Source organism: Natrinema sp. H-ect1 (genome assembly GCF_041821105.1).
In the GTDB taxonomy this organism is placed as follows: domain Archaea; phylum Halobacteriota; class Halobacteria; order Halobacteriales; family Natrialbaceae; genus Natrinema; species Natrinema thermotolerans.
Map to the genome: position 1 here is coordinate 125484 of NZ_JBGUBA010000006.1, position 25320 is coordinate 150803.

The following is a 25320-nucleotide window of genomic DNA, read 5'->3' on the forward strand; positions in this document are numbered from 1 at the left end:
TCGGCGACCGCTGTCGCCGTCAGGGGAGCAGTGTGACTCGAGTGGTCTCATTCGTATCCAGCCGATCCGCAGCGGCGTGGGACGCGGCGTCGAACGGCTCCGACAGCCGCTGACGACCACGCTCGACCGGATCGTGCTGGGAGAACGGAGGACTCCAGGACGCTTGATGAGCGGCCCTTCCGATTCCGGCCGTTTAAGTCGGCACGTCACCGGTTGAGACGGTCAAAACCACGTGGCGGAACGGCGATCGCGACTGTTCGCTCAGCCCAGTCGGGCCAGCCGATTGAGCGCGTACACCGTCCGAAGGACGTCGACGCTTTTCCCCCGATCGAAGACGAGTTCGTCCGTCTCGAGGACGTGTTCCAAGGTATCCCGCGAGGCGTGTTCGGGGGCGGCCGCGATCCCGGCGTTGTTTTCATCGACCCACTGCATCACCCGCAGATCGCTCTTTGAGTCGCCCATCACCAAGGCGAACGGATCGTCGACGCCAAGCACCTCCAGCGCGCGCTCGACGCCGATCACCTTGTTCAACTCGAGGCTGCCGATCTCGGCCGCGTCGGCCTCGTAGTAGGCGACGTCGATGCGCTCCAAGACCGCCGCGAGGGAGTCGGGCACATCGTCAGCGTTGAGGTCGGGATAGGCCCCCTCGCTCTCGAGGACGCCCCTGATCTCCGGGTCCTGGGCCGCGTAGAACGCGCGGGTCCAGGCGGCGACGGTCTGCCCGTCCAGCGTCAGCCCGTCGCTTTCTCCCGCTGCATCGATGCCGGCGTCGGTCGCCGCCCCCTCGAGGGTCCGTCCGACGGCGTCGGCGAGCAGGTCGATGAGATAGACCAGCGCCTCGTCGATGGTGTCGCGGGCGTCCGCGGAACCGGTCTCGTAGTTGGGCTTCATCGTGACGTTGAACTCGTTGCCCTGCAGGTGACAGCCCCGGCGGAGTTCCTCCGGGGCTTCCGGCAGGACCCGCGACCGCACGTCGTCGAAGACCGAGCGGATGGTCTCGTCTAGGTCCTCGTAGAGCAACTGTTTCGTCGCCGCGCCGTGGCCCGGCGTGAACACACCGGTCCCGGCCTCGTAGACGATCGAGAGGTTCCCCGAATGGACGATCTCGCTGCCCAGCCCCTGGATCGCGAAGCCCTTGACGTTCTCCAAGGTCTGGCCCGTACAGATGACGATCGGGACACCGGCGTCGTGAAACTCCGTCAGGAGGTGCAGCGTCTCCCGGGGGATCTCGTTGTCCGTGCCGCCGGCCGACCGCAGCGTCTCGTCGACGTCCAACACGAGGACGTTGACCGCCCGGCCGTACTTCGTCTCGAGGTCCAGGGCAGTAAAGGCCTGATCGCGGGTCGCCCGCGCGGCGATCTCGGCGAAGGTCTCCCCGGCCGCGAAGTCCGACCGGATCTCGTCTTTCCGGGCCTCGAGTTCCTCGGTCGCCTCCTGCCAGTGTTCCAACGCGACTCGGGAGTCGACGGCGGGGAAGACGTCGACGAACTCCTGGTACTCGCGGAGGGTCTTCGTGTCGTACTCGTCGTAGAGTCGGTAGACGAGATCGTACCGTTCCATGTGGTTTACAGGCATGGGCAGGCGGATAACCGTTTCCGGTATCGGTCGGTGCGAGACACGGTTCGGACTCGTTCGTGTGAGCGTGAGCGTTCGATCATCCGATAGTATGGTAGTTTACTCGGATAGGAATAAATATTTATCCTCACGGCCCCTATCGAGTTCACATGAAAGCCATCGCAGTTCAGCCCGGAGCGGGCGGCCCCGACGTCGTTTCCCGACCCGTTCCCGAACCGGCTCCTGGCGAGGCCCTCGTCCGAATCCATCGTGTGGGCGTCGATGGCACCGACTACGAGGTCATCGAGGGAACGCACGGCGGCGTCCCCGACGGTGACGATCGGCTCGTCCTCGGTCACGAGGCCGTCGGCGTCGTCGAGGACCCGAACGGCACCGGACTCGAGGCGGGCCAGTACGTCGTACCGACGGTCCGCCGGCCCCCGCCGGGCGTCGAGACCAACGACTACTTCGAGCGCGGCGACCCGGACATGGCCCCCGAGGGGGAGTACGTCGAACGCGGCATCGTCGGGGCCCACGGGTTCATGGCCGAGTACGTCACGAGCCCGGCAGCGTATCTCGTCCCGATCCCCGACGAACTTGCGCCATGGGGCTTTCTCGTCGAGCCGATCAGCATCACCGAGAAGGCGATCGAACACGCCCGCGCGTCCCGGTCGGCGTTCGACTGGCGGCCCGAGTCGGCGCTCGTGTTGGGGACCGGCGCGCTGGGGCTGTTGACCGCCGCAATGTTCACCGAGACGCTCGGCTACGAGCGGGTCTACTGTCTCGGCCGCAAGGATCGCCCGCACCCGACGATCGATATCGTCGAGCGACTCGGCGCGACCTACGTCGACTCCCGCGAGACGCCGGTCGACGAGGTCGCCGCCGCCTACGAGCCGATGGACGTCGTCTACGAGGCGACCGGCCACGCCACACACGCCTTCGAGTCGATCGACGCGCTGGCACCCAACGGCGTCGCCGCCCTGCTCGGCGTTCCCACCGACTGGACGTTCGAGATCGACGGCGGCCGCCTCCATCGCGACCTCGTCCTCTCGAACAAGGCCCTCGTCGGCAGCGTCAACTCCAACCGCGGCCACTTCGAGGCCGCCATCGATACCCTCGCGGCGCTGCCCGACTGGCTCCTCGAGTCGATCGTGACCGGGATCTACGGGCTCGACGAGATCGAGCGAGCGTTCCCATCGGCGACGGCCCCCGCCGCGACGACCGACGGCGGTTCGGGTGTGGGCCCCGATGACGATACGACTATAAAAACGGCGGTCGAATTTATGCCCATATGAAAAACGTCGACGACCTGATCGAGAGCGCGGCCGAACTCGCGGCTCGTGGCCTCTCGAAGGGCGAGATCGCCGACGAGTTGAACGTCTCGCGGGAGACCGCGAGCTGGCTCGTCGAGCGCAGCGGGACGACGCCCCAGCCGGCCGACCAGCAGACGGCCCAGCCCGACAACGGGGCAAGCGGGCCACAGGACATCCACGTCGACTGGTCGGCGATCGGCCGGGACAGCAAACGCATGAGCGCCATCGCGGAAGCGATGGCCGACATGCTCGCCAAACACGGCGAGGACGTCGATCTCACGATCGGCATCGAGAAAGCCGGCGGCCCCATCGCGACGCTGGTCGCCCGGGAACTCGAGACCGATCTCGGGACCTACACCCCCGCGAAACACCAGTGGGAGGAAGGCGACATCGACGATCTCGGCGGGACCTTCTCCCGGAACTTCGCCGGGATCCGCGACCGCGAGTGTTACGTCGTCGACGACACCATCACCAGCGGGACCACCATGCGCGAGACCATCGAAGCGATCCGCGCCGAGGGCGGCACACCCCTCGCCTGTATCGTCCTCGCGGACAAACAGGGCCTCGAGGAACTCGCGGGCGTCCCCGTCTACTCGTTGTTGCAGGTCATCAGCGTCGGCAAGGACGACTAGGCGACCGCCGGCCGCTGCCGTACGACTCGTTCGGCCTGCCCGATACGTACTCGAGCGACGGCTCGGTCCGGCGGGCCGATGCCCGCGATCCGTGCGTCTCGTGACCACGGGCAGACCGGTTGCTGTCGAGCGAGTGACCCAAAAAAGCGAATCGGAGACGGCGAACCCCTACCCGTGAATGCCCATCGCTTCGATCTGTTCCTGATACCGGTTGCGGATCGTCACTTCGGTCACCTGCGCGACGTCGGCGACCTCGCGCTGGGTCTTTTTCTCGTTACAGAGCAGCGAGGCGGCGTAGATCGCGGCCGCGGCGTACCCCGTTGGCGACTTGCCCGAGAGCAGTCCTTCCTCGGCCGTCTTCTCGATAATCTCGTTGGCCTTGGTCTGGACTTCCTCGGAGAGTTCGAGTTCAGAACAGAATCGCGGGACGTATTTTTTCGGGTCGACGGGACGCATCTCGAGGCCGAGTTCCTGCGAGATGTATCGATACGTGCGACCGATCTCTTTGCGTTCGACGCGGGAGACTTCCGAAATTTCCTCGAGGCTTCGCGGGATGCCCTCCTTTCGACAGGCGGCATACAGCGCCGAGGTCGCGACGCCCTCGATCGAGCGTCCGCGAATGAGGTCTTCCTTGAGCGCGCGCCGGTAGATCACCGACGCGACCTCCCGAACCGACCGCGGGACGCCGAGCGCCGAGGCCATCCGGTCGATCTCGCTGAGCGCGAACTGCAGATTCCGCTCGCCGGCGTCTTTGGTGCGGATGCGTTCCTGCCACTTGCGCAGGCGGTGCATCTGACTGCGTTTCTTCGAGGAGATAGAGCGGCCGTAGGCGTCCTTGTCCTTCCAGTCGATGGTCGTCGTCAGTCCCTTGTCGTGCATCGTCTGGGTCGTCGGCGCACCGACGCGGGACTTCTCCTGTCGTTCCTGGTGATTGAACGCCCGCCACTCCGGGCCAGGATCGATCTGTTCTTCCTCCACGACGAGCCCACAGTCTTCACAGATGAGCTCACCCCGGTCGGAGTCCTTAACGAGATTATCCGATTCACATTCGGGGCAGGCACGTACCCCCTCTTGTTCCTCGGTCTCGTCCGTCTCGCGCGTTCGCTCCCGCTGGCGGGTGGACCGTGTCATCGCACTTTTATAGTAGTATCACGACGGTATATAAACTTTTGGCCACTCGTTTCGGCCGACTACCCAAAACGCCCGAAAACAGGCAATACGGGTGTCGAGAGTCGAGGTTTACCATTCGGAATCGGAAACTCTTTATCCGGCTCTGCCCCACCTCGGGGACGAATGCCGGTCATCGAGTGCGACGTCGAGACGGCTCGCGAACGGCTCGAGGCAGCGGGGGTAACCGTCGAGTCGGGCAACACCGACCACGAACGCTGGCGGGCGAGCCGCGGCTCCGCGACCGCCGTCGCGTACGACGACAAGGTCGTGATTCAGGGGGCAGAGCCCCGCGAAATCGAGGCACTGCTCCGCGAGGGCGGGGGCCGTGCTCACGTCTACTTCGACGGCGGCTCGCGGGGCAACCCCGGTCCGGCCGCGATCGGCTGGGTGATCGTCACCGGCGACGGCATCGTCGCCGAGGACGGCGAGACCATCGGAACGGCCACCAACAATCAGGCCGAGTACGAGGCGCTGATCGCGGGACTGGAAGCCGCCCGGGACTACGGCTACGACGAGGTCCACGTCCGCGGCGACTCCGAACTCATCGTTAAACAGGTCCGCGGGGAGTACGACACCAACGACCCCGACCTCCGCGAGAAACGCGTCACCGTCCACGAACTGCTTCGGGCGTTCGACGAGTGGACCCTCGAGTACGTCCCCCGCGAGGTCAACGACCGCGCGGACGGGCTGGTCAACGAGGCGCTGGATCGGGCCTGACTCCACACGATACATCGTATCGGCCCGACCGGGGGATCTACGGTGGCGCGCGCTGTCGATCCGTCCGAACGCCAGTGAGGGCGGATCGATGACATCGTGCGAGGGATGAGTGAGCGAGCTTCGCGAGCGTTAGCGCGGAACCGAAGGTTCCGCGAACCATGCGAACGGGCGCTGCGCGCCCGTGAGCAGAAATCGGCTGGGGAGGGCGTGGCCGTTCCCTGTTGCCACGATAGCAGAACGCTTCCCCCGAATTCTCGCCGCGGCAATTCCGTCGGGATCCGGTTCCACCGATCGACTATCGATCAGAACGAACCGTCGAAACGGATCGGCAAGCGGAAACCCGCCCGCGTCCATACACACCCCTATGACCGATCCGAACGCGATCGATGCCGACGGTGCGGCCGACGAGCGGGACGGAGACGCCACCGACGACGAACCCGACGGGGACCTCCCGCGCGGCGTCGTCGACGAAGTCGAGCGACTGACCCGCCTCGAGCGCACCGCGGTCGACGACAACGAGATCGAGGCCTACGAGCGGCGGCGCGAGGAACTGCTCGAGAACCACGACTTCACGTCGCGGATTCGCGACGACGACGGCGACGACGTCCTCGTCTGTCACCCCGAAGAGTGGCACGACGACGAAGCCGGCGTCATCAGGACCGACCGCATCGAGGACATCGACCGCGCCGTCGAGATCCCGCTCGAGGGCACCGAAGACCCCGACGACTGGGCGGCCGTCGACGAGCGCAACCGGGATCTCGTCGCCGCGGTCAGGGAAGCCCACGGCGACGTTCACGGGGACAACGCGGCGCTGCTTGCGGACTTCGCGGGCAATCACTACGCGAAACCGATCGCGTCACTGACCGCCGACGAACTCGCGGAGTTTCGGGAGGAGTACCTCGTCAGGAACGCCTGGCCGTCGGAAAAACAACGGGAAGTGATCGCGGAGTCGATCGAACTCGTCTTCGAGGCCACCGGTGAATCGGCCCCGACCGTCGGCTCTCAGTAGCTCTCGTCGACGATCTCGCGGATCTCGTCGGCGCGGTCGTCGCCCGTGACGACCTTCGAGAGGGTCCACTGGATGCCGTCGAGGACGGCGTCGTAGCCGTCGTCGGTCAGCGAGTACTGGTTCGTTCGCTTGTCGAGTTCGCTCTTTTCGACCAGTCCCAGATCGACCAGTTCGTCGAGGTTGGGGTAGAGTCGACCGTGGTTGACCTCCGTCCCGTAGTAGTCCTCGAGTTCGCGTTTGATCGCCAGGCCGTACATCGGCTCCTTGGCGAGGATCACGAGGATGTTATTCTGGAAGGCTGTGAGTTCGCGCGCAACACTCTGCTCGTCGGTGATTGATTGTGCCTCTGACATGGCTATGTAAATGTCACCAGACTATTTAAGACTTGTCAACCATTCCGTCGTTTCAGTGGGTTGGATGGGCCGTACGGCCGCGATGCGGCCGGACGCCGGTGAAACGGGCCCGTTCGTCGTCTGTTCCATAGCTGGCAACCGTCAACTGACTAGTGACACTCGATTACGAAAGTACTTTTTGATCGACCGTCGATCCTCCGGTACATGGTCAACCTCTGGGAAGACCTCGAGACCGGACCGAACCCGCCGGAAGAGATCTACGCCGTCGTGGAGTGTCTCAAGGGCGAGCGAAACAAGTACGAGTACGATAAGGACGTCCCGGGCGTCGTACTGGACCGCGTCCTCCACAGCAACGTTCACTACCCGAGCGACTACGGCTTCATCCCGCAGTCGTACTACGACGACGAGGACCCCTTCGACGTCCTCGTCCTCGTCGAGGACCAGACGTTCCCCGGCTGTGTCATCGAGGCCCGCCCGGTCGCCCTGATGAAGATGGACGACGACGGCGAACAGGACGACAAGGTCATTGCCGTCCCCTCGGAGGACCCGCGCTACGATCACATCGAGGATCTCGACGACATTCCGCAGCAGCAACTCGATGAGATCGACGAGTTCTTCGCGACCTACAAGAACTTAGAGGAGGGCAAGGAAGTCGAGACGCAGGGCTGGGAGGACAAGCAGGCCGCCTACGACGCGATCGAACACGCCCAGGACCTCTACGACGAGAACTTCTAAACGGGACCCGCCGCGCTCGCGGCTCCGCCCGTTTTCTCTCGCTGCCGCGAACGGATACCCGAGAGTTATCCGTGGCCGACCGGCTGATTCGTTATGAGCATGGGTAATTTTATCCCCGTTCCCGCCGTAGTCGTTCCTGTATGGCAGCATCCGACTCCGCCCCGAGAACGTCATCGTCGGCCGACGACGCGGACGAGTCCGCAGCCGGTATGGCCCATCTCACGGTCGTCCCGGCCAACTTCGACCCCGACGACTCGAGCGCGACCGACGAGTAGGGACGACGGTCCATGACCCGTCGGTACGCTGCGTGTGCTACCGTCGTGTCCCCGCCCGACGGGCACCGCCGGTTCGTGCCTCGGCCGTTCGGAAAACAGTGTCTCGAAACGAACCTTCTTGTATGCGGTCGAACTACGTCCGTCCATGGGTCTGTTCGACCGATTACGGGGCGACGGTGACCCCCGGGTCGCGTTTATCGGGGTCGACGGCGTACCGTATAGTCTCCTCTCGGAGAACGAGGAACTGTTTCCCAACTTCGCTGCGATCGCCGCGGACGGAACCGCCGGCGAGATTTCGAGTATCGTCCCGCCGGAGTCAAGCGCCTGCTGGCCGTCGCTGACCACCGGGATGAACCCGGGCGAAACCGGCGTCTACGGCTTCCAGGATCGTGAAAACGGCACCTACGACACCTACGTTCCGATGGGACGTGACGTCCAGGCCGACCGCGTCTGGGACCGCGTCCAGGAGAACGGCCGTAAGGCCACCGTGATGAACGTCCCCGTTACCTTCCCGCCCCAGCGGGACGTCCAACGGATGGTCTCGGGCTTTCTCTCGCCCGGCCTCGACAAGGCCGCCTACCCCGACGACGTCCGCGACTACCTCGAGACGCTCGATTACCGGATCGACGTCAACCCGAAACTCGGCCATCAGGACGACAAATCCGAGTTCATCGAGGACGCTCACGCGACCGTCGACGCCCAGTACGAGGCCTTCCAGCACTACATCGAGGAGGACGACTGGGACCTGTTCTTCGGCGTCTTCATGACGACCGACCGGGTCAACCACTTCCTGTTCAAAGACTACGAGCGCGACGGCGAGTACAAAGACGAGTTCATCGAATTCTACAAGAAAGTCGACGACTACATCGGCCGCCTGCGGGAGTCGCTGCCCGACGACGTCACGATGATCGTCGCCTCCGATCATGGCTTTACCAGTCTCGACTACGAGGTCCACTTCAACGAGTGGCTTCGGGAGGAGGGGTGGCTCTCCTTCGGGACGGACGACCCCGAGGAACTGGGCGACATCTCCGACGAAACCAAGGCCTACTCGTTCATTCCGGGCCGGTTCTACATCAACCTCGAGGGCCGCGAGCCCCGCGGTGCCGTCCCCGAAGACGAGTACGACGCGGTCCGCGATCAACTCAAGGCCGACCTCGAGGCGCTCGAGGGCCCCGACGGGAACAAGGTAGTCGACCGCGTCGTCGAGAAGGAGGAAGCGTTCCGCGGCGACCACGACGACATCGCGCCGGACCTGGTCGCGATCCCGAACAACGGCTTCGACCTCAAATCCGGCTTCAAAGGCGAGGGCGAGGTCTTCGACACCGGCCCGCGCAACGGGATGCACAGTTTCGACGACACGTCGCTGTACATCGACTCGCCGGACGCGGCGATCGAGGACGCCGACCTCTTCGATATCACGCCGACGATCCTCGACCTGCTGGACCTCGAGTACAGCCGCGGCGAGTTCGACGGCGCGAGTCTCGTCTGACCACGGCTCGTCGCATCGACGACCGACGAAAGACTATTTTCGCCGCGGAATGATCAGAACGTATGAGAGACGCTCTCCTCGTCGGGGGCTGCTTCGCCTTGGCGCTGCTGTGTGCCGCCGTCGCGAGCGCGATCACCGAGAGCCCGGCCCTGCTCGGGATCACGCCGATCGGGATCGCGATTTACTTGATCGTCGGCGTCGGCCTACCGCAGTCGCTGTTAGCCCGCCGGACCGGGTCCGATCTCCAACTCGGGCTGGCCGCGCTGGCCGTCGCCGGCGGGGCGGTCGCAGTGATCGCCGGGATCGCGATGGGCTCACCGAACGCCGAACTGAGCGGTGGCGTCGTCGCAATCTTGCTTTTCGTCGTTCTGGGCAACGCCATCGGGGCAGTCGTTCGACAGTTCCGCGACGGCTATCGGTCGTCGACCGATGAGTGAGACCACCGCTTCCCCGCCCCGATTCGATCCCGTTTTCCCGGCGGCGACGAACCGCCGTCCATGGAAGAGGTCATTCACGCTCGCGGCCACGAGAACGTCACCGCCGAACACGCCAGCACATTCGAGGTGACGACCGACGACTACCTCACTCCCGCGGGCGACTGCATCCTCGCGATCGAGGCCGACCGCGCGCCGGCCGACTTCGATCCCGACTTCGTCGCGGCCTGTCGGGACGCCGACGCGACGATCACCGTCACGCTCGAGGCCGACGGCCATACGGAGTCCGTGACCGGACGGGGCGATCCCGACCTCGAGTTTACGAACGAACGCAGCGCGGTCGGGCGAACGAGCGACTACGTCGACGACCGGACGATCGTCAACAGTGCCGAGTTCGCGGCCGAGGGGTTCGACCGCGACCTCGTGGCGGCGCTTTCCGACGGTGCCGAGGCGACGGTGACGATCACCGTCGAGTAGGCGAGCCCCGGGCCACAACCGTCGGTCCGCCGACCGTCCGCCGCGGTTTTGGGGTCGAAGTCCGAACGGGACAGTATGAGCGACGATTCGGAGCCAGCGGTCAACATCAGCGGCGGGACGGCCGGTGGCGGACGGACCGCCGAGTTCGATCCGGCGACGGCCGACACCCGCGCCGAGGAGGTCGTCGACCGGCTGGGCGAACTGTTCTGGCGGAAGGAGTACGGTGGTCGTGACGCCTTCACCTGTCTCGTCCGGACGATCCTGAGTCAGAACACGAGCGACAAAGCCAGTCAGCCGGCCCACGACGCGCTGATCGACCGGTACGACGGTGGTGTGTCGCACCGCGACGCAAACAGTGCGAGCGATGCGAGGCGCGAACGACGTGAGGGCCTCGATAATGCGAACGACGAAGCCGTGAGCGGGCAACCGCGAGCCAAGGACATCGACCTCGCCGAATCGCTCGCGGCCGCCGAACAGTCGACGCTCGCCGAGACCATCAGCGGCGCGGGCCTGTACAACCAGAAGTCCGAGACCATCATCGACACCGCCGAGTGGGTCCTCGAGGAGTTCGGCTCCGCCGCGGCGTTCGACGCGTTCGTCAAGGACGAGCCGCCGGCCGAGGTCCGCGAGACGCTGCTCGGCGTCCGTGGCGTGGGGCCGAAGACCGCCGACTGCGTCCTGCTTTTCGCCGGCGGTCGAGGCGGCGTCTTCCCCGTCGATACCCACGTCCACCGGATCTATCGACGCATGGGGATCGCGGCTCCGGACGCCGACCACGAGGCCGTCCGCGAGGTTCTCGAGCGCGACGTTCCCGCAGCCAAGTGCGGCTTCGGACATACGGCGACGATCCAGTTCGGCCGCGAGTACTGCCGGGCGCGCACGCCGGCCTGCCTCGAGGACCCTGACGCCTGTCCCATGGCGGACCGCTGCGATCAGGTCGGCGTCTATCCGGAACCGGGCGAGGTCGTCGACCCGGCCGAGGCACCCGAGGCGGAGTGACGGACCCGGCCACGGTACGGTCCCGACCCGTCTCGCTCGAGTCGATGACGTAACGGGCAGTCAGCGCCTTTATACAATCGAACTTTCATTCGTGAAACAATGGTTGCGTTCAGCGACGCGGAACGGGACGCAGTGTACAAGGCGATCTTCACACGGCGGGATATCCGGCGATTCCGCGACGACCCGATTCCCGATGGCGTCCTCGAGCGACTCCTCGAGGCCGCCCATCACGCTCCGAGCGTCGGTTTTTCCCAGCCATGGGACCTCGTCGTCGTCCGTGAGACGGAGACGAAAGCCGAGATCGCCGAGATCGCCGACCGCGCTATCGCGGCCGCCCGCGAGGGGTACGAGGAACCGCGGCGAAGCGAGTTCGCCGACCTGAAACTCGAGGGGATCCGCGAGTCGCCGGTCAACGTCTGCGTGACCTGTGATCCGACGCGGGGCGCGCCCCACGTGTTGGGGCGAAGTTCGATGCGGCGGACCGACGTATACTCGACCTGTCTCGCCGTGCAGAACCTCTGGCTGGCCGCCCGTGCGGAGGGGATCGGCGTCGGCTGGGTGAGCGTCCTCTACCCTCACGAGGTCCGGGAGGTTCTCGACATTCCGGCCCACGTCAAGCCGATCGCGTATCTCTGTCTGGGCTATCCCGAGGACGGGTTCCCCGACGAACCCGTGCTTCAACAGGAAGGCTGGCGCGAGCGACTCGACGTGGAGACGCTCGTCCACGAGGGCCAGTGGGATCTGGATCGGGCGACCAACGCTGCTCGCGAGCGTGGCACTGACAGCGATCGCGGCCACGAGCCGCGTTCTCGCTCCGAATCACAGCCACGGTAGCGCCGTCCGGCAGTAGATGGCGGCCGGGAGTGCCCGCCGAGACGTCGACGGTGGACGCCAGTCGAGACCGGCTCCCCGCGAGCGACCGGTACAACTCCACGACTGCCACAACGTTAATGCAACTCGACGGTTGATACTCGGTGTCAAACGAAAAACGCCGTGTTTTACGTTTCCGCTTTCGGCCGGTACACCGCGAGGATGTCCGAGTCCGAACGGCCAGCGCTGTCAACCGGCCGACGGAAACGCGCGACAGCTGTCGCCCCCTCGAGGAGACGATACTGACCAATACAGGCCCTCTACCGAAATATGACGTACGAATACACGCCGATAGCGCTCCCGTATATCATCGCGGCGGTCGTCTGTACCGTCCTGTTGAGTACGATCTGGCAACGCCGCGACCGGCGGGGAGCCAAAGGGTTCCTGCTGGACATCGCTGGCGTGATCATCCTCTCCGTGACGGTGTCGTTGCAGTTGTTCGCGACGGCGGAGTCGACGAAACTCTTCTGGTGGAACTGGCGGTTCGTCGCGGGGTCGTTCATGGGGATCGGCTATCTGCTCATGGCGATCGAGTACACCAACAACGAGGAGTACATAACGTATCGAAACGGGGTGTTACTCGCCGTCGTTCCGGTCCTGATCCAGTTTGCGGCGTGGACGAACGACCGTCACGAGTGGGTGTACACCGCATCGGTCGATCCGGCGACTGGACTCCTCGTGCCCACGTTCGAACCGCTGTACTGGATCTACGCCGTGACCATGTTGGCGTATCTCGGGCTCGCAGTCTACCTGCTGATCCGGCTGCTCCGCTCGCTTCCGGGGTTCGAAAAGCAAGCGGGCGTCCTCATTGTGACGATCCTGTTCGTTACGGTCGGGCTGCTCGTCTGGTGGCTCGGGTACGTCCCCGTCGATACGCTCGCTCTGACGAGTACGGTGAAGGTCGTCGGCTTCTACGTCGCAGTGGATCGCTTGCAACTCCTCGATATCGTTCCCGTCGCGCGGACGAAAGTGATCGACAACATGCAGGACGCCGTCCTCGTCGTCAACGCGGCGAATCGGATCGTCGATGCGAACCCCTCGGCCAAACGACTCGCCGACACCGAGATCTCGATCGGTGACTCGCTCGCGGCGGCGTTTCCCTCGGCCCCGTTTGCCGAGTATACCGACACCGCCGACGCCCGAACGGAATGGGCGTTCGAAACCGACGGTGAGACGCGACACTTCGCCATCCAACTGTCGCCGCTCACGGACTCCCGAGGGAACCAGACCGGCCAGTTGATCGTCCTCCGAGACATCACACAACTGAAAAACCGGGAACGGGAACTGACCGTCCTCAATCGGATCGTTCGCCACGACATTCGAAACGAGATGAACGTTATCATCGGTCGTGGCGACCTCCTCGCCGATTACGTCGACCCCGACGGCGAGGAACACCTCGAGTTGATGCTCGAGAGCAGCGATCATGTCGTCGACCTCACGCAGGTCATCGGCGATCTCGTTGAAACGCTAACGACCGACGGCGATCTGGACCTCGAACCCGTTCACCTGCTGCCTGTCGTCTCGAATCAACTCGAGAAAGCGCGAACCAGCTACCCCGACGCGTCGTTCCGTCTCGATGACGAACCGCCGGCCGACGTGACGGTACGGGCCAACGAGATGTTGTCGTCCGTGTTCACGAACCTCCTCAACAACGCTGTGCTACACAACGACGCGGACGACCCACGCGTGGTGCTTTCGATCGCGGACCGGGACGAAACCGTCGCGATCCGCGTCGCGGACAACGGCCCCGGTGTTCCCGAGGAGCAACGCGACGAAATCTTCGGGCGCGGTCAGAAAGGCCTCGAGAGCGAGGGCACCGGAATCGGTCTCTATCTGGTCGATACCCTCGTCGAAGGCTACGGCGGCGACGTGTGGGTCGAAACTGCCGAGGAGGGTGGCGCGGCGTTCGTCGTGGAACTCCCGAAAGTAGAGGCTCGACGGGAGCGTCCAGCGCCGCTCGGGGAATGACCGGCGACGGTCGCGTCACGGGCGCAAGCGGCCGCCCCTGTTCGAATCCGTGCGCCGAGCCGGTGCCGGGCCTCGCGGCCCGCGGAAATCGACGATTTCTGGGCGGCCCAAACGCTGCAGACGCTCCAGGAGACGCAAAGAGTGCGTGCAGTGCGAGGTCACGAACCGACCTCGAACGGGACGGCGACGTCACGAAGCGATCGCGTGGGACCGCAGCGACCGCGTCGCGGTTTTCGCGGTTCGAAGCCGATCAGAGGAAGCGGAAGGTCTCCAAGTTCTTCGGCGCGAAGGTCCGCATATCGTACTCGTGGTAGAGTGCGGACGAGAGGTCCTGCGTGGAGCGTTCGTCGCCGTGAACACACAGCACCTTCTCCGGACGGGGGTTCATCGTCTTGACGAAGTTCTCGAGGCCGGCGCGGTCGGCGTGGCCGGAGAAGCCGTCGACGGTTTCGACGTTCATGTTCAGCGAGAGGGTGCCGCGGCCGCCGCCGTTGCCCATGGCACCGACCTCGCTGGTGGGGATCTCGTCCCAGCCGTTCTGGATGCGACGACCAAGCGTCCCCTGAGCCTGGTAGCCGACGAAGACGAGCGAGGAGTCCGGATCGGGGCCGATGTGGGAGAGCCAGGACATGATCGGGCCGCCGGTGACCATCCCCGAGGTCGAGAGGATGATACAGGACTCGCCGTCGGCGACGTCCTGCCGTTCTTCCTCGCCGCCGTCGATGTGGTTGAACTCGTCGGCGAGGAACGGGTTCTCGTCCTCGTGGAAGATCCGGTCGCGCAGGTCGTCCCGGAGGTACTCGGGGTAGGTCGTGTGGATCGCAGTCGCCTCCCAGATCATCCCGTCGAGATGGACCGGCATCGACGGAATATCGCCGTTGCGCATCGCCTCCTCTAAGACGAGCATGATCTCCTGTGATCGCCCCACGGCGAAGGCGGGGATGACGACCTTGCCGTCGCGCTCGTAGGTCTCGTTGATGACTTCCTTGAGGTTGCGCTCGGAGTCTTCCTGATCGGTCTGGTAGTCGTTGCGGCCGCCGTAGGTCGACTCGAGGACGAGCGTCTCGACGCGCGGGAAGTCGTTGACCGCGCCGTTGAACAGGCGGGTGTCGTCGTAGTGGATGTCGCCGGAGAACGCGACGTTGTAGAGGCCGTCACCGATGTGGAAGTGCGAGACGGCCGAGCCGAGAATGTGGCCGGCGTTGTGGAACGTGAGTTTGACGTCGGGCGCGATGTCGGTGACGTCGCCGTACTCGAGCGGGATGCAGTGTTTGATCGCCTCGCGGACCTGCTCGCTCTCGTAGGGCGGACTGCGGCCCTCCTTGGCCGCGACGTCGAGGTAGTCGAGCGTCAGTAGCCCCATCATGTCCCGGGTGGGCTCGGTACAGTAGATCGGGCCGTCGTAGCCGTACTTGAACAGGAGCGGAATCAGTGCGGAGTGGTCGAGGTGGGCGTGGGTCAGCACGACCGCGTCGATGGTCTGTGGGCCCGCGCCGAGCGCCTCGGGCGCGTGGAGGTACGGCACTTCGCCTTCCGCGCCGGGCTTGTCCCCGCAGTCGATGAGGATCCGCGTTTCGGGCGTCGAGAGGATGAAGGAGGCGCGACCGACCTCGCGACAGCAGCCCAGCGTGGTGATGCGGACGTACTCGTCGTCGGACATCTCCTCGCGGTGGATCTGTCGGCCGACCTTCTCCAGAATGTCCCGGCGCTCGTCGCGTTCCTGCTTGAGGAAGCTCCGAACGTTCGAGACGGTCGAGGACTCGATCGGCGGCGTGCGGACGACTTCGGGCGTCCAGCCGACGTTTTTCGTGATTTCCCGGAGTGTCGACCCGTGACGGCCGATGACCATGCCGGGCTTTTCGGCCTCGATGACGACCTCGCCGGTGTCGGCGTGGAAGTCGAGATCCGTGACTCCGGCGTCGTCGGGGATCACGTTCATGATCTCCTCGCGGGCCTGTTCTGGCCGCGAGAGGACGCTCGGATCGGGACGAACGGTGATCCGTTTGCGAAGCTTGCTCGCCAGTTGCCGAATGAGGTCGCCCTGCTGGGCGAACTTCTTCGGGTCGCGAGTGTAGACCACCAGTTCTGGGCCTTCGTATTTCACTGAGGAGACCGAGATATCGCTCGGTAACTCGCTCGTGATCTGTGCTTTGAGATCGTCGAGTTGCTGCTCTACAGTACTCATAGGTCGCCGAATGTGGATTGCGTGAACTCGCCGTCCAGAACCGAGTGTGACGTCAGATGGGTGGGGGAGATCGGGATCGGGGTGTCGGAACCGATCGCCCGCGGCGGACGACGATTCGCGTGCTGTTTCGTCTCCCGAATCATCGTTTCGACACCACGCCTGACGAACACGCTCCCGGATCGGTTATCCTGGTTCGTGCGGGAAATTCCAGGGAGAACCCGCTTACTCGAGGCTATTCTTTGCGGAGTATAAAAGCCTTCGCAAAACCCAGGGCACTCCGGACGGTAGTTGTCGTTCCATGCACGTCACGCCGACACGGGTCGTCGAAGAGCGAGACTGGGTCCGTGACCGGGCCGAGACAGTCGTTCCGATCATCAACGACGTTCGCGACGATCTCGGCGAGATCTTCGATACCGAGGTCGACTCGATCACGACCGAGCAGTACCGCACGGAAGTCGACGTCGTCTTCGCCGACGGCGATCTGGCCGTCAACGTCGCCGCGATGGTCGCGATCCTTCGGGAGTTAGACGTCGAGGGCGATTACCCCGGATTCGTCGTCGACGAACTGCTCGGCCGGGAGCTGGCCGCGACGATCGCCGGCCGCCAACCCCTTCGGACGCTGGGCGAGGCGACCTTTCACTACGCCGACCTCCACGTCCACGGCGACGCGAGCGAGAACGCGGGCGTCGACGACTGCGAGGCGGCGCTGGCCGCCGGCTTCCAGGAGCGACTGCCCGGCTGGGACTGGACCGAGCGGGAGAGCCCGTTCGGCGTCCGTTATAGTAGCTCTTGAAAGTCAATGCACACCCGATCGCAGGACAACGTTGCGATCGGTGTGTAAATCGTTTCAAGAGCTACTATAGCCGTCCGTCTCGGACTCGTTCGTCGAGCCGTTCCCGTCGGTCGATTCGTTGGTGTCCCCGGTGGACTCGTTCCCGGTTCCGGACTCGTTGCCCGTGCCGTCGCCTTGCTCGTCGATCGCGCTCTGCTGTTGCTCGAGTCGGGCCTGTTGCATGGCGAACTGCTCGTAGCTGTCCCCGGGGTAGATCGCGCTGATGTCGCCGTTCTGGAGGGCGGCGACGATCGTCTCGGCGGGTGCATCGACGAGGAAGAAGCCGTAGGCGGGCGAGGACTTCTCGATCGAGACGTCGCCGTTGGCGTCTGCCAGGTCCTCGACCGCGGTCGCGGCCTCCTCGGTCAGTTCGCGCTGTTTCTCCTGATAGCGCTGGCCGGCTTCCTGTTCGCTGATGTTGCCGTTCTCGATCGACTGACGAAGCTCCTGCTGGAGGCTCCGCAGCTGCTCCTGATCGGGGGTGACCGTCACCGTCAGGGGTCCGTCGGCGCTTCCCGAGTCGTCCTGTGTCAACGTCTCGAGGGCGGAACAGCCGGCCAGTCCCGTGGCAGCACCGGTGCCGGACAGTGCGAGGAACCCGCGGCGGGTCGGTAGGTTCGACATCGTGTCGTCGGCGGGGGGCGATGCGGATATACCTTCTGCGTCGGCCCGACTCGAGCGCGTGGCGTCGGCATCGTCGTCGGCCGAGGGCGCGCCCCTTTTGGTCGTCGCGGCGCTACCTCGAGCCAGTGACCGACGCAGCGCCCCGCCGACGGACGGAAACGCTTCAGGAGCCGACGCCGCCGGTCGCCCGCGACGCCGTCGCCCGCGGGATCGACCGCGAGGCGATCGTGACCGTCTACGGCCGCTGTACCGTCGACTACGACGGCCGAGCGACGAGTTACCTCGAGGCGGGGGATCGCCACCTCATGCTCAAGCCCGACGGGGCGGCGCTGGTCCACACCGACGAGGGCCAACAGCCGGTCAACTGGCAGCCCCCGGGCTGTGACCACGCCGTCAGCTGTGTGGACGGCGACCTCGTCGTCGAGAGCCTGCGGTCGACGCCCGACGAACGGCTCGCCGTCCGGTTCAGCGAGGTCCTGCAGGTCTCGGCCTTTTCCGGGACCGACGAGACAGACCTCGCACTGACCGGGACCGAGGAGGACCTCCGCCAGCGCATCCTCGAGGAGCCCGCCCTGCTCGAGGCCGGCTTCACGCCGCTGGCGACCGAACGCGACACGCCGGCCGGCGCGGTCGACATCTACGGCGAGGACGAGGCTGGCCGTGCAGTCGTCGTCGAACTGAAGCGCCGTCGGGTCGGCCCGGACGCGGTGAGTCAGCTCCGCCGGTACGTCGACGCCTTAGAGCGGGACCTCCACGCCGACGCGGCGGTCCGCGGGATCCTGGTCGCCCCCTCGGTGACCGACCGCGCCGGCCGGCTGTTGACCGAACACGGCCTCGAGTTCGTCTCGCTCGAGCCGCCGGCCGAGTGATCCGACGGGCCGCGTTCGGTCGGCTCCACTTCGTTCCCGTCTCTCCTCGCGGTCGTCCTCGAGCAGCGGTTTTGCGACCGTCCGCCGGGCCGCCCGGAATTGCGGAGAAAGGATCGCGCGTTCGAACTGGTCGATGTCGACGGCCGGCTACCGGCGAACGGTGAAGATCACGACTCCGAGGACCAGGAGGCCGACACCCCACCACCACGACTTCCCCGGGAGATACGCCAGCAACAGCGTGACGATACCCGAAGTGATGAGCGACCAGCCGATCGTCGTTCGATATGTCATGCTGTCAATCAGTGGGGGGAGCGAGTTGGGCGTTGTGCCGGAGGCTGCAAGATGGGTGTCCCGCCCGGACGGGACGCAAGCACCGGTCGTATCGTCCCGAGAGGACAATCACTCCTCGAGCAACCGCTTCAGCCGGTCGAGTTCCGTCAGCGCCTCGACGGGGGTCAGGTGGGCCAGATCGAGCGCGCGCAGTTCCGTAGCCACGTCCGTCGGCACGTCTCCTCCATCGGCGGTCGCAGCTGCCGTCTCGGCGGCCGGAGCGTCGCTCGAGGCAGTGGCGGCGTCGGTCGCCTCGTCCCCCGGCTCGGTGTCCGCGTCGGCCGCCGCGACCAGATCCCGCGCGCGGTCGACGACGGACTCGGGGACGCCGGCCGCGGTAGCGACCTCGACGCCGTAGGAACCCGTCGCCGCGCCGGGTGCGATCTCGTGGTGGAAGACGACCTCGCCGTCGACCTGCTCGACCTCGAAGTGCAGCGTGAAGGCGGCCGCGAGGTCGTCGGCGAGTTCGGTCAGCGGGTGGTGGTGGGTCGCGAACAGGGTCGTCGCGCCGACCCGGTCGTGGAGGTGTTCGGTGATCGCCTGCGCGATGGCCATCCCGTCGGCCGTCGAGGTGCCTCGGCCGACCTCGTCCAACAGGACCAGCGAGTTCTCGTCGGCCTCCCGCAGGATCGTCGCGAGTTCGTCCATCTCGACCATGAACGTCGAGCGCCCGCCCGCGATGTCGTCGCTGGCCCCGACGCGAGTAAAGATCCGATCGACCGGCGTGAGCCGGGCGGCGCTGGCGGGCACGAAGCTCCCGACCTGTGCCAGCAGGACGATCTGGGCGACCTGTCGCATGTAGGTCGACTTCCCCGACATGTTGGGGCCCGTGATCACCGCCAGCCGACGGTCGTCGGTAACACGAGCGTCGTTCGGGACGAACGACTCCTGCGTCCGCTCGACGACGGGGTGGCGACCGCCCTCGATCTCGAGGACGCGGCCGTCGCCGTCCGCACCGCTCCCGCGCTCTTCGATCTCGGGTCGGCAGTAGTCGTACTGCGCCGCGGCCGTCGCCAGCGAGACCAAGGCGTCGAGCGCGGCGAGGGCCTCCGCCAGCCCCTGGACGCGCTCGACCTCGGCGGCGACCTCGCGGCGCACCTCGCAGAAGAGTTCGTACTCGCGTTCGTCGGCCCGCTCCTCCGCGCCGACGATCTCGTCCTCGCGTTCCTTGAGTTCCGGCGTGACGAACCGCTCGGAGTTCTTCAGCGTCTGGCGGCGCTGGTAGTTTTCGGGCACCGACTCGAGGTTGGGGTTGGTCACCTCGATGTAGTAGCCATGCACCGAGTTGTAGCCGACCTTCAGCGAGTCGATCCCGGTCCGTTCGCGTTCGCGTTCCTCCAGGTCGTCGATCCACTGCTTGCCGTCGCGGGCAGTCCCCCGGAGGTCGTCCAAGTCCGCGTCGTACCCCTCGGCGATGACCCCGCCCTCGGTGATCTCGATCGGCGGATCCGACACGATCGCGTCGTCGATCAGTTCCCGGACGTCGGCCAGCGGATCGAGGGCGTCGTGCAGCCGCCGGAGCCGGTCGCAGTCGGTGTCGGCGAGTTCGTCGCGTACCTCGGGGACGACGGCCAGCGTATCCCGCAGCGAGCGCAGGTCCCGCGCGTTCGCCCGCTCTCGGGAGATGCGACCGATCAGGCGCTCGAGGTCGTAGACGTCCCGCAACAGGTCGTGAAGCCGCTCCCGGGTCCGGACCGCACCCGTCAGTTCCTCGACGGCGTCGAGTCGGGCCTCGATCCGGTCGGGCTCGAGCAGCGGTCGCCGGAGCCAGTCCCGGAGTTTCCGGCCGCCCAGCGCGCTCGCGGTCTCGTCCAAGACGCCGACCAGCGTCGCGTCGTCGCGGCCGTGGACCGTCCGGGGCTCGAACAGCTCGAGGCTCCGCAGGGCAACGGCGTCGAGTAGGAGGTATTCGCGGGGATCGTACCGCGTGAGATGGGTGAGATACTCGAGGTGGTGGTCCTCGTCGTCGAGTGCGTCGTCCTCGGTCTCCGCCTCGTCGGCGGTCTCGCCGCGTTCGCCCTCGTGTGCCCCGCCGCGGACGTACTCCGCGTAGGACAGCAACGCGCCGCAGGCCCGAATCTCGGCGTCGCTGGCGAGCAGGGCATCGGGGTTCCGGAAGTACGCCGAGAGCTTCGCTCCCGCTCGGTCGCGGTCGAAGGCGGTCTCGTCGTAGGGCGTGACCATGCAGTTCTCGGGGAGGAGGTCGGCGGGGGCGTCCGGGCCGACGACGGCCTCGGCGGGGTCGAACCGGCTCACCTCGTCGGCGATCGCCTCCCGGGAACTCGAGCTGGTCGCGAGGAAATCGCCTGTCGAGACGTCGAGCAGGGCCAAGGCGATTTCGCCGCGCTCGCTCCCGGCATCCTCGCCGCGGGCGACCGCGGCCACGAAGTTGTTGTCGTCGCCCGCCAGCAGTTCGTCCTCGGTGAGCGTCCCGGGCGTGATCACCCGCGTGACCGCCCGCTCGACGACCCCCGACGACTCGCCGGGCTCCTCGACCTGATCCGCGACGGCGACCCGGTAGCCAGCCTCGAGCAACTCCTCGATGTACGACTCGGCGTTGTCGATCGGGATGCCGGCCATCGGGTACTCCCCGGTCGAGTCCTCGCGGCTGGTCAGCGCGACCTCGAGCAGTCGCGCGCTGCGTTCGGCCGCGCCACAGAACGTCTCGTAGAAGTCCCCCACCTGAAAGAGAACGATCGCGTCGTCGTAGCGCGCACAGAGATCGTGGTACTGACGCATCATCGGCGTCAGCTCGTCGCGTTTCTCGGCCATCGCCTCGGGCGGGCCAAGCGCCGGATCCATACCCGGAATCGGCCGCCCGACGCTGAAATACCTTGCTGGATCGGCTGTTCCGCCGACGGCTCGAGGGCGGTTCGCGGACCGGGTCGGGGAACGCTTCAGGAGTCCGTCTCGAAGTACAGGTCGGCGTGCTTCGCACAGCCGGGATTGAACGCCGCGTCGCAGGCCGGACAGCGGTAGTCCGACTCGAGGTAGTCGGGCACGGTGAGCGCGGTGCCACAGACACCACAGAGGACGGACGGCTCGTCGAACCGGTCGCGTGGCCACGGGACGGCCTCGTGGTCGGTCACCGCCTCGTGACAGCGAAAACAGGGGAAGAAGTCCTCGCAGCAGGCGAGCTTGAACGCGACCACGTCGCGGTCGGTATCGTAGTGGGCACACCGCGTTTCCGGGCCGACATCGACGCCGCGGACCGTGTGGTCGTTAATTGATCGCACGCGTGGCTCGAGGGCCGGCGAGTGCTTCGGTGTTGTGGTTGGTGGGGAGTGGTCGAGAGGTGTTCGTGGCTCGAGAGACAGTTCCTCTGGTGTCCAGCGGTTTTCTCGATCTGTGCCCCTAAGGGGGCAGGGCAATTGCGCGGCGCGCAGAGCGCGCGCCGCTGGCGAAAATCGAGCGGGGCGATATCAGACGTAATAGCGGGGTTACCCTACTGGTAGATGTAGCGGGACCTCGTTAACCGTGATTGTCGAATATGCCTACAAGGGATTATCAGTGAAGCCGCGGCCAACCATGAACAGGTGTGACACCCACAAGATGACCTACTGATCGTTTACGCACTATCACTCCTTGCTAGGGAGCATAAAGGAACCGAGAGAGAAGACCGAGCATTGAATCTCGCGGCCGAGATTGCAAATCAACACGGACTAGCAGTAAGTGACGCAATTCGTCAACTCGAGTAGAGAGTATCGCTAAGGCGACAGCGCAAAAAATCACACGCTCCGCCCCATCTCCGCACAGCTATCTCCAGTTGAAACAGGCGAAACGTTGGTTGGCTAGATCATATTAGCTGCTGCTCCATTCTTCACTGATTTCCAATATTATGGCTTGTAGGGCTAGACAACATATTTATCAAATCACAGGACTAAAGGATGATATGGATATTGAGGAACTGATAGAATCTGCATTTCTGCTTGCAATGGTTCTAATTACAGGCATAATATTGTCCACAATAGACTTTTCTGCAACTTCTGACCCCAATACTGTACAAAATACAAAGAAGATTGTCCGGTTATTCTATGCAGGTGTAATGACTCTTGCACCCTCTACAAAATTGGCGATAATAATTGACTTTGCGACAGCGATTGTTGCTTCTATAGGATTGGTTAAAGGAGCCCGAAATTCAATTAAAGCTGGTATTTTCGTAGCAGCCTTCATATATTTCACTATCAGCTTCACCCTCAACTACATAGTTGCGCCAGTATAGATATTCATACAGCAAATGCGGTCATGTTACTTGCGAGTCTATTCACTATTACTGCTCGCTTGTGAGTACAGAGGAACGGAGAAAGAAGAATGGGCACTTGATCTCGTAGTCAAGATCGCTAATCAACATAGACTCAAAGTAAGCGATGCAATTCGCCAACTCGAATAGAAAACCTCCTGCTCTAGTAGCACAGGCTATTCTGTCGTTACAGAACCAAGAGCAAATTCCAAATCGTGGAGGCAATTTTTGAACTTATTCCGTTGGTGTACTCTTGTCCCGCTATCATCTACATACTGTTGAGCTGTTTGAAGACCTTTTGCGACAACCGGAATTTTAGCTAAAATCTCGTCTTTTTCTATATTCTTTATATCTATTCTCTCACTCACGTCACCAAATGACAGATTGTACGATTCACTCTCGATCACATAATCTAATTTAGACTCTCTTTTGCTATCTATTTCTTGGAGATATTCCTCATACGGACCATATCCGTGTAACGAGATTGCATCGCTGTTCTCAATAAATTCCTCAAACCCCTCTCGCTGACCTCTAGCAAATAAGATTTCTGCCCCTACTTTTCGAATATGACTGGTGTCTTTCGTGTTCAGTAAGATGTCCAATATCGTCCCAATACCACTGGTATGAAGCCAGTATATGCCCGGTAGCTGATAGCTTAAAGAACTGTTTGTAAGAAACTCAACTGCTTCTCTGTCTAAGTTCAAGGTTTCTGCTTTAGTATAGTAGCCCCAGAGAGGATGCCTGTCTAATCGATAAGAATCACGTACTCGCCACAGACTAATATCTTGGTTTAATTCCTCATCACCGGTTGTTGGTGGTTGTCGAGTGAATTGTTGTTCCACTCCGACACTTGCACCGTCATCATGGTCAATCGGTACACTCCCTTCCTCCACTGCGGAACTCATCTTCTCAATCAGTTCCGGTCCGAGTTCCACAGCTTTATGGACTGAATCTAGAATATCTTCTTTCTCCGAATCAATACGATAGTTAATGATCTTCTCAAGGTATTCGTGATCAATCATCTCATTACTAGATCCCTTCCTAATGAATATCTGCCCAGATCTGAGATAGATACTCTCGTCATCTTTTATTTTCTTACTCGTCACACATGGTCCTTTTTCGAGTCGAGGAATGGCCAGAGCGGCGGCCTTATCTCCCTCAAATTCGAAGGTATACAGAGACGGTTCGGGATAGGGGGAAAGATATGTATCTATTATTTGTTGTAAGTCAGATTCGTCATAAGCGAGGATATGCTTTTGTCCCTCCTCACTATTTTCAATCTCCTCCTCATTCGCGCCAACAATATTGCCACCATCATCTATTCCGATGAAGATATAGTGAGTATCTCTCCCAGAAAGAGTGTTTGCGAGTGCCGCAACGTCTTTGATAAATTCGGCTTTCCTATACTTGATACCCCCTCCATAGTAATCCTGCTTAAAATCTACCCAGGAATGCTCATCGCCAGAAAGGGTAGAAACCTTTTCTTCAAAGGTAGACTTCTCCATGTGTAGGCGTTCCCTTTCCCGTTATTAATACTGCCGGACAAATTACCGTCTCTCCCTCTGGGGTTGCACGTCGACAGAATCTGATTCCATAATATGCACACGAGTTGCCGATCATCGTGTGTATTTTTACTAGACTGCCGCCTGGAACTTTACCATACTATTGGGCTAGTGAGCGGATTTATAAGCAAACATCGTTCGGATGATCCGAACGGCCGTAGAATAGCGTGTCGTGTTCACGGCTGCGTCAATGCCGAAACCGATGCGCAGTGAAACACTGGTTCGATATCGACTATGAACAATAGCTTGTCCGGGTGACTGAATCCGACGGTGTGATCACTGATCCGGCGGACTGGCCCCAAGCAGTCGCATTCAGTTAGCCGTCGTCCAACTCGAGGTCGTCCGCCTCGAGATCGCCGTCGAGATACTGACGCCCTTTGTCGGTGATTCTGTATGGAGAGCCTTTCCCGGACTCCGTTTTCTCGAGGAGACCCGCATCCGATAACGTAGTCATTCGGCGCGAAAACGTACTCAGACTCTTGTCTAACATCCCGAATTCGGTGACCAAATTGTAGTGGACCGCGCCGGACTTCAGTGCCACCGGTTGGCCGTCGACATCTAGATCCCGTAGAAACTCGAGGATCGCATCGTCGACTTCGTTCATCCACGGTACCCGGGGGCGCATACCCCCGTGTTCTGATGATCGTTCTTTAACCGCACCGATGAGATTCGCTGTTACAAGT

The 25320-nt window shown here is 63.3% G+C and carries 25 protein-coding genes; 15 read left to right on the forward strand and 10 right to left on the reverse strand.

Features of this window, described 5'->3' with window-relative positions:
• Positions 1–261: 261 nt before the first annotated feature.
• The gene (locus tag ACERIM_RS14000; protein ID WP_373633183.1) at positions 262–1560 is read right to left on the reverse strand and encodes an HAD family hydrolase; all 1299 of its coding nucleotides are present in this window, start codon (positions 1558–1560) and stop codon (positions 262–264) included.
• 164 nt (positions 1561–1724) lie between these two features.
• On the opposite strand from ACERIM_RS14000, the gene ACERIM_RS14005 reads away from it, so the two are divergent.
• Positions 1725–2849 (forward strand): glucose 1-dehydrogenase, encoded by a 1125-nt coding sequence (locus ACERIM_RS14005; RefSeq protein WP_373633184.1) that lies wholly within the window; start codon positions 1725–1727, stop codon positions 2847–2849.
• The gene (gfcR, locus tag ACERIM_RS14010) at positions 2846–3499 is read left to right on the forward strand and encodes a transcriptional regulator GfcR (RefSeq protein ID WP_006650673.1); all 654 of its coding nucleotides are present in this window, start codon (positions 2846–2848) and stop codon (positions 3497–3499) included. Before ACERIM_RS14005 ends, gfcR begins: the two co-directional genes overlap by 4 nt.
• A gap of 168 nt (positions 3500–3667) precedes the next feature.
• On the opposite strand, the gene ACERIM_RS14015 is transcribed toward gfcR, so the two are convergent.
• Entirely contained in the window at positions 3668–4630 is a 963-nt protein-coding gene (locus ACERIM_RS14015) for a transcription initiation factor IIB family protein (protein WP_006182115.1), read from the reverse strand.
• A gap of 162 nt (positions 4631–4792) precedes the next feature.
• On the opposite strand from ACERIM_RS14015, the gene rnhA reads away from it, so the two are divergent.
• Both rnhA and ACERIM_RS14025 read left to right on the forward strand, forming a co-directional pair.
• Positions 4793–5386, forward strand: coding sequence for a ribonuclease HI (gene rnhA, locus ACERIM_RS14020; protein WP_373633185.1), 594 nt, complete (start codon positions 4793–4795; stop codon positions 5384–5386).
• 364 nt (positions 5387–5750) lie between these two features.
• Positions 5751–6395, forward strand: coding sequence for a hypothetical protein (locus ACERIM_RS14025; protein ID WP_006650671.1), 645 nt, complete (start codon positions 5751–5753; stop codon positions 6393–6395).
• On the opposite strand, the gene ACERIM_RS14030 is transcribed toward ACERIM_RS14025, so the two are convergent.
• On the reverse strand, positions 6389–6748 hold the full coding sequence (locus ACERIM_RS14030; RefSeq protein WP_006650670.1) for a PadR family transcriptional regulator: 360 nt from the start codon (positions 6746–6748) through the stop codon (positions 6389–6391). The two genes, ACERIM_RS14025 and ACERIM_RS14030, sit on opposite strands and share 7 nt — an antisense overlap.
• A 204-nt stretch (positions 6749–6952) precedes the next feature.
• Between ACERIM_RS14030 and ACERIM_RS14035 the strand changes: the two genes are divergently transcribed.
• The 8 genes from ACERIM_RS14035 to ACERIM_RS14070 all read left to right on the forward strand — a co-directional run bounded on the left by ACERIM_RS14035 (position 6953) and on the right by ACERIM_RS14070 (position 13995).
• Positions 6953–7483, forward strand: a complete 531-nt coding sequence (locus ACERIM_RS14035) for an inorganic diphosphatase (RefSeq protein WP_006182111.1) — start codon at positions 6953–6955, stop codon at positions 7481–7483.
• Positions 7484–7623: 140 nt separating this feature from the next.
• On the forward strand, positions 7624–7758 hold the full coding sequence (locus ACERIM_RS14040) for a hypothetical protein (protein ID WP_006650668.1): 135 nt from the start codon (positions 7624–7626) through the stop codon (positions 7756–7758).
• 145 nt (positions 7759–7903) lie between these two features.
• On the forward strand, positions 7904–9247 hold the full coding sequence (locus tag ACERIM_RS14045) for an alkaline phosphatase family protein (protein ID WP_373633186.1): 1344 nt from the start codon (positions 7904–7906) through the stop codon (positions 9245–9247).
• 62 nt (positions 9248–9309) lie between these two features.
• Positions 9310–9684 carry a hypothetical protein gene (locus tag ACERIM_RS14050; protein ID WP_049966643.1) on the forward strand — a complete coding sequence of 125 codons (375 nt, stop codon included), beginning with the start codon at positions 9310–9312 and terminating at the stop codon, positions 9682–9684.
• 60 nt (positions 9685–9744) lie between these two features.
• On the forward strand, positions 9745–10158 hold the full coding sequence (locus tag ACERIM_RS14055) for a DUF371 domain-containing protein (protein ID WP_373633187.1): 414 nt from the start codon (positions 9745–9747) through the stop codon (positions 10156–10158).
• 75 nt (positions 10159–10233) lie between these two features.
• Positions 10234–11157: an endonuclease III gene (gene nth, locus ACERIM_RS14060; RefSeq protein ID WP_373633188.1), complete on the forward strand. Its 924-nt coding sequence runs from the start codon at positions 10234–10236 to the stop codon at positions 11155–11157.
• A 99-nt stretch (positions 11158–11256) separates the two neighbouring features.
• Positions 11257–11991 carry a 5,6-dimethylbenzimidazole synthase gene (gene bluB, locus ACERIM_RS14065; RefSeq protein ID WP_373633189.1) on the forward strand — a complete coding sequence of 245 codons (735 nt, stop codon included), beginning with the start codon at positions 11257–11259 and terminating at the stop codon, positions 11989–11991.
• 306 nt (positions 11992–12297) lie between these two features.
• Complete coding sequence (locus ACERIM_RS14070; RefSeq protein ID WP_373633190.1) at positions 12298–13995, forward strand: histidine kinase N-terminal 7TM domain-containing protein; 1698 nt, start codon at positions 12298–12300, stop codon at positions 13993–13995.
• Between the two features lie 250 nt (positions 13996–14245).
• On the opposite strand, the gene ACERIM_RS14075 is transcribed toward ACERIM_RS14070, so the two are convergent.
• On the reverse strand, positions 14246–16180 hold the full coding sequence (locus ACERIM_RS14075; RefSeq protein ID WP_049966639.1) for a beta-CASP ribonuclease aCPSF1: 1935 nt from the start codon (positions 16178–16180) through the stop codon (positions 14246–14248).
• 298 nt (positions 16181–16478) lie between these two features.
• Here ACERIM_RS14075 and ACERIM_RS14080 point away from each other — a divergent pair, with 298 nt between their 5' ends.
• Positions 16479–16973 carry a hypothetical protein gene (locus ACERIM_RS14080; RefSeq protein ID WP_006650661.1) on the forward strand — a complete coding sequence of 165 codons (495 nt, stop codon included), beginning with the start codon at positions 16479–16481 and terminating at the stop codon, positions 16971–16973.
• A gap of 54 nt (positions 16974–17027) precedes the next feature.
• Here ACERIM_RS14080 and ACERIM_RS14085 read toward each other — a convergent pair whose 3' ends face one another.
• Positions 17028–17636 carry a hypothetical protein gene (locus ACERIM_RS14085; protein ID WP_006650660.1) on the reverse strand — a complete coding sequence of 203 codons (609 nt, stop codon included), beginning with the start codon at positions 17634–17636 and terminating at the stop codon, positions 17028–17030.
• A gap of 125 nt (positions 17637–17761) precedes the next feature.
• Between ACERIM_RS14085 and nucS the strand changes: the two genes are divergently transcribed.
• Positions 17762–18505 (forward strand): endonuclease NucS, encoded by a 744-nt coding sequence (gene nucS / locus ACERIM_RS14090; protein ID WP_373633191.1) that lies wholly within the window; start codon positions 17762–17764, stop codon positions 18503–18505.
• A 147-nt stretch (positions 18506–18652) separates the two neighbouring features.
• Here the strand turns inward: nucS and ACERIM_RS14095 are convergent, their stop codons facing one another.
• From ACERIM_RS14095 to ACERIM_RS14105, 3 genes are all read right to left on the reverse strand, one after another.
• Positions 18653–18796, reverse strand: a complete 144-nt coding sequence (locus ACERIM_RS14095) for a hypothetical protein (RefSeq protein ID WP_006182099.1) — start codon at positions 18794–18796, stop codon at positions 18653–18655.
• 108 nt (positions 18797–18904) lie between these two features.
• Positions 18905–21637, reverse strand: coding sequence for a DNA mismatch repair protein MutS (mutS, locus tag ACERIM_RS14100; protein ID WP_373633192.1), 2733 nt, complete (start codon positions 21635–21637; stop codon positions 18905–18907).
• A gap of 95 nt (positions 21638–21732) precedes the next feature.
• Positions 21733–22071 (reverse strand): CHY zinc finger protein, encoded by a 339-nt coding sequence (locus ACERIM_RS14105; RefSeq protein ID WP_373633193.1) that lies wholly within the window; start codon positions 22069–22071, stop codon positions 21733–21735.
• A 656-nt stretch (positions 22072–22727) separates the two neighbouring features.
• On the opposite strand from ACERIM_RS14105, the gene ACERIM_RS14110 reads away from it, so the two are divergent.
• On the forward strand, positions 22728–23057 hold the full coding sequence (locus ACERIM_RS14110) for a hypothetical protein (protein ID WP_373633194.1): 330 nt from the start codon (positions 22728–22730) through the stop codon (positions 23055–23057).
• Positions 23058–23251: 194 nt separating this feature from the next.
• On the opposite strand, the gene ACERIM_RS14115 is transcribed toward ACERIM_RS14110, so the two are convergent.
• Both ACERIM_RS14115 and ACERIM_RS14120 read right to left on the reverse strand, forming a co-directional pair.
• On the reverse strand, positions 23252–24580 hold the full coding sequence (locus tag ACERIM_RS14115; RefSeq protein ID WP_373633195.1) for a helix-turn-helix domain-containing protein: 1329 nt from the start codon (positions 24578–24580) through the stop codon (positions 23252–23254).
• A gap of 373 nt (positions 24581–24953) precedes the next feature.
• Complete coding sequence (locus tag ACERIM_RS14120; RefSeq protein WP_373633196.1) at positions 24954–25262, reverse strand: transcriptional regulator; 309 nt, start codon at positions 25260–25262, stop codon at positions 24954–24956.
• Positions 25263–25320 lie beyond the last annotated feature (58 nt).

What these genes read in the sequence shown, in the direction of transcription:
- ACERIM_RS14000 (WP_373633183.1), bottom strand. Translation starts at nt 1,560, where the DNA reads ATGGAACGGTACGATCTCGTCTACCGACTCTACGACGAGTACGACACG.
- ACERIM_RS14005 (WP_373633184.1), top strand. Translation starts at nt 1,725, where the DNA reads ATGAAAGCCATCGCAGTTCAGCCCGGAGCGGGCGGCCCCGACGTCGTT.
- gfcR (WP_006650673.1), top strand. Translation starts at nt 2,846, where the DNA reads ATGAAAAACGTCGACGACCTGATCGAGAGCGCGGCCGAACTCGCGGCT.
- ACERIM_RS14015 (WP_006182115.1), bottom strand. Translation starts at nt 4,630, where the DNA reads ATGACACGGTCCACCCGCCAGCGGGAGCGAACGCGCGAGACGGACGAG.
- rnhA (WP_373633185.1), top strand. Translation starts at nt 4,793, where the DNA reads ATGCCGGTCATCGAGTGCGACGTCGAGACGGCTCGCGAACGGCTCGAG.
- ACERIM_RS14025 (WP_006650671.1), top strand. Translation starts at nt 5,751, where the DNA reads ATGACCGATCCGAACGCGATCGATGCCGACGGTGCGGCCGACGAGCGG.
- ACERIM_RS14030 (WP_006650670.1), bottom strand. Translation starts at nt 6,748, where the DNA reads ATGTCAGAGGCACAATCAATCACCGACGAGCAGAGTGTTGCGCGCGAA.
- ACERIM_RS14035 (WP_006182111.1), top strand. Translation starts at nt 6,953, where the DNA reads ATGGTCAACCTCTGGGAAGACCTCGAGACCGGACCGAACCCGCCGGAA.
- ACERIM_RS14040 (WP_006650668.1), top strand. Translation starts at nt 7,624, where the DNA reads ATGGCAGCATCCGACTCCGCCCCGAGAACGTCATCGTCGGCCGACGAC.
- ACERIM_RS14045 (WP_373633186.1), top strand. Translation starts at nt 7,904, where the DNA reads ATGGGTCTGTTCGACCGATTACGGGGCGACGGTGACCCCCGGGTCGCG.
- ACERIM_RS14050 (WP_049966643.1), top strand. Translation starts at nt 9,310, where the DNA reads ATGAGAGACGCTCTCCTCGTCGGGGGCTGCTTCGCCTTGGCGCTGCTG.
- ACERIM_RS14055 (WP_373633187.1), top strand. Translation starts at nt 9,745, where the DNA reads ATGGAAGAGGTCATTCACGCTCGCGGCCACGAGAACGTCACCGCCGAA.
- nth (WP_373633188.1), top strand. Translation starts at nt 10,234, where the DNA reads ATGAGCGACGATTCGGAGCCAGCGGTCAACATCAGCGGCGGGACGGCC.
- bluB (WP_373633189.1), top strand. Translation starts at nt 11,257, where the DNA reads ATGGTTGCGTTCAGCGACGCGGAACGGGACGCAGTGTACAAGGCGATC.
- ACERIM_RS14070 (WP_373633190.1), top strand. Translation starts at nt 12,298, where the DNA reads ATGACGTACGAATACACGCCGATAGCGCTCCCGTATATCATCGCGGCG.
- ACERIM_RS14075 (WP_049966639.1), bottom strand. Translation starts at nt 16,180, where the DNA reads ATGAGTACTGTAGAGCAGCAACTCGACGATCTCAAAGCACAGATCACG.
- ACERIM_RS14080 (WP_006650661.1), top strand. Translation starts at nt 16,479, where the DNA reads ATGCACGTCACGCCGACACGGGTCGTCGAAGAGCGAGACTGGGTCCGT.
- ACERIM_RS14085 (WP_006650660.1), bottom strand. Translation starts at nt 17,636, where the DNA reads ATGTCGAACCTACCGACCCGCCGCGGGTTCCTCGCACTGTCCGGCACC.
- ACERIM_RS14095 (WP_006182099.1), bottom strand. Translation starts at nt 18,796, where the DNA reads ATGACATATCGAACGACGATCGGCTGGTCGCTCATCACTTCGGGTATC.
- mutS (WP_373633192.1), bottom strand. Translation starts at nt 21,637, where the DNA reads ATGGATCCGGCGCTTGGCCCGCCCGAGGCGATGGCCGAGAAACGCGAC.
- ACERIM_RS14110 (WP_373633194.1), top strand. Translation starts at nt 22,728, where the DNA reads ATGGATATTGAGGAACTGATAGAATCTGCATTTCTGCTTGCAATGGTT.
- ACERIM_RS14115 (WP_373633195.1), bottom strand. Translation starts at nt 24,580, where the DNA reads ATGGAGAAGTCTACCTTTGAAGAAAAGGTTTCTACCCTTTCTGGCGAT.
- ACERIM_RS14120 (WP_373633196.1), bottom strand. Translation starts at nt 25,262, where the DNA reads ATGCGCCCCCGGGTACCGTGGATGAACGAAGTCGACGATGCGATCCTC.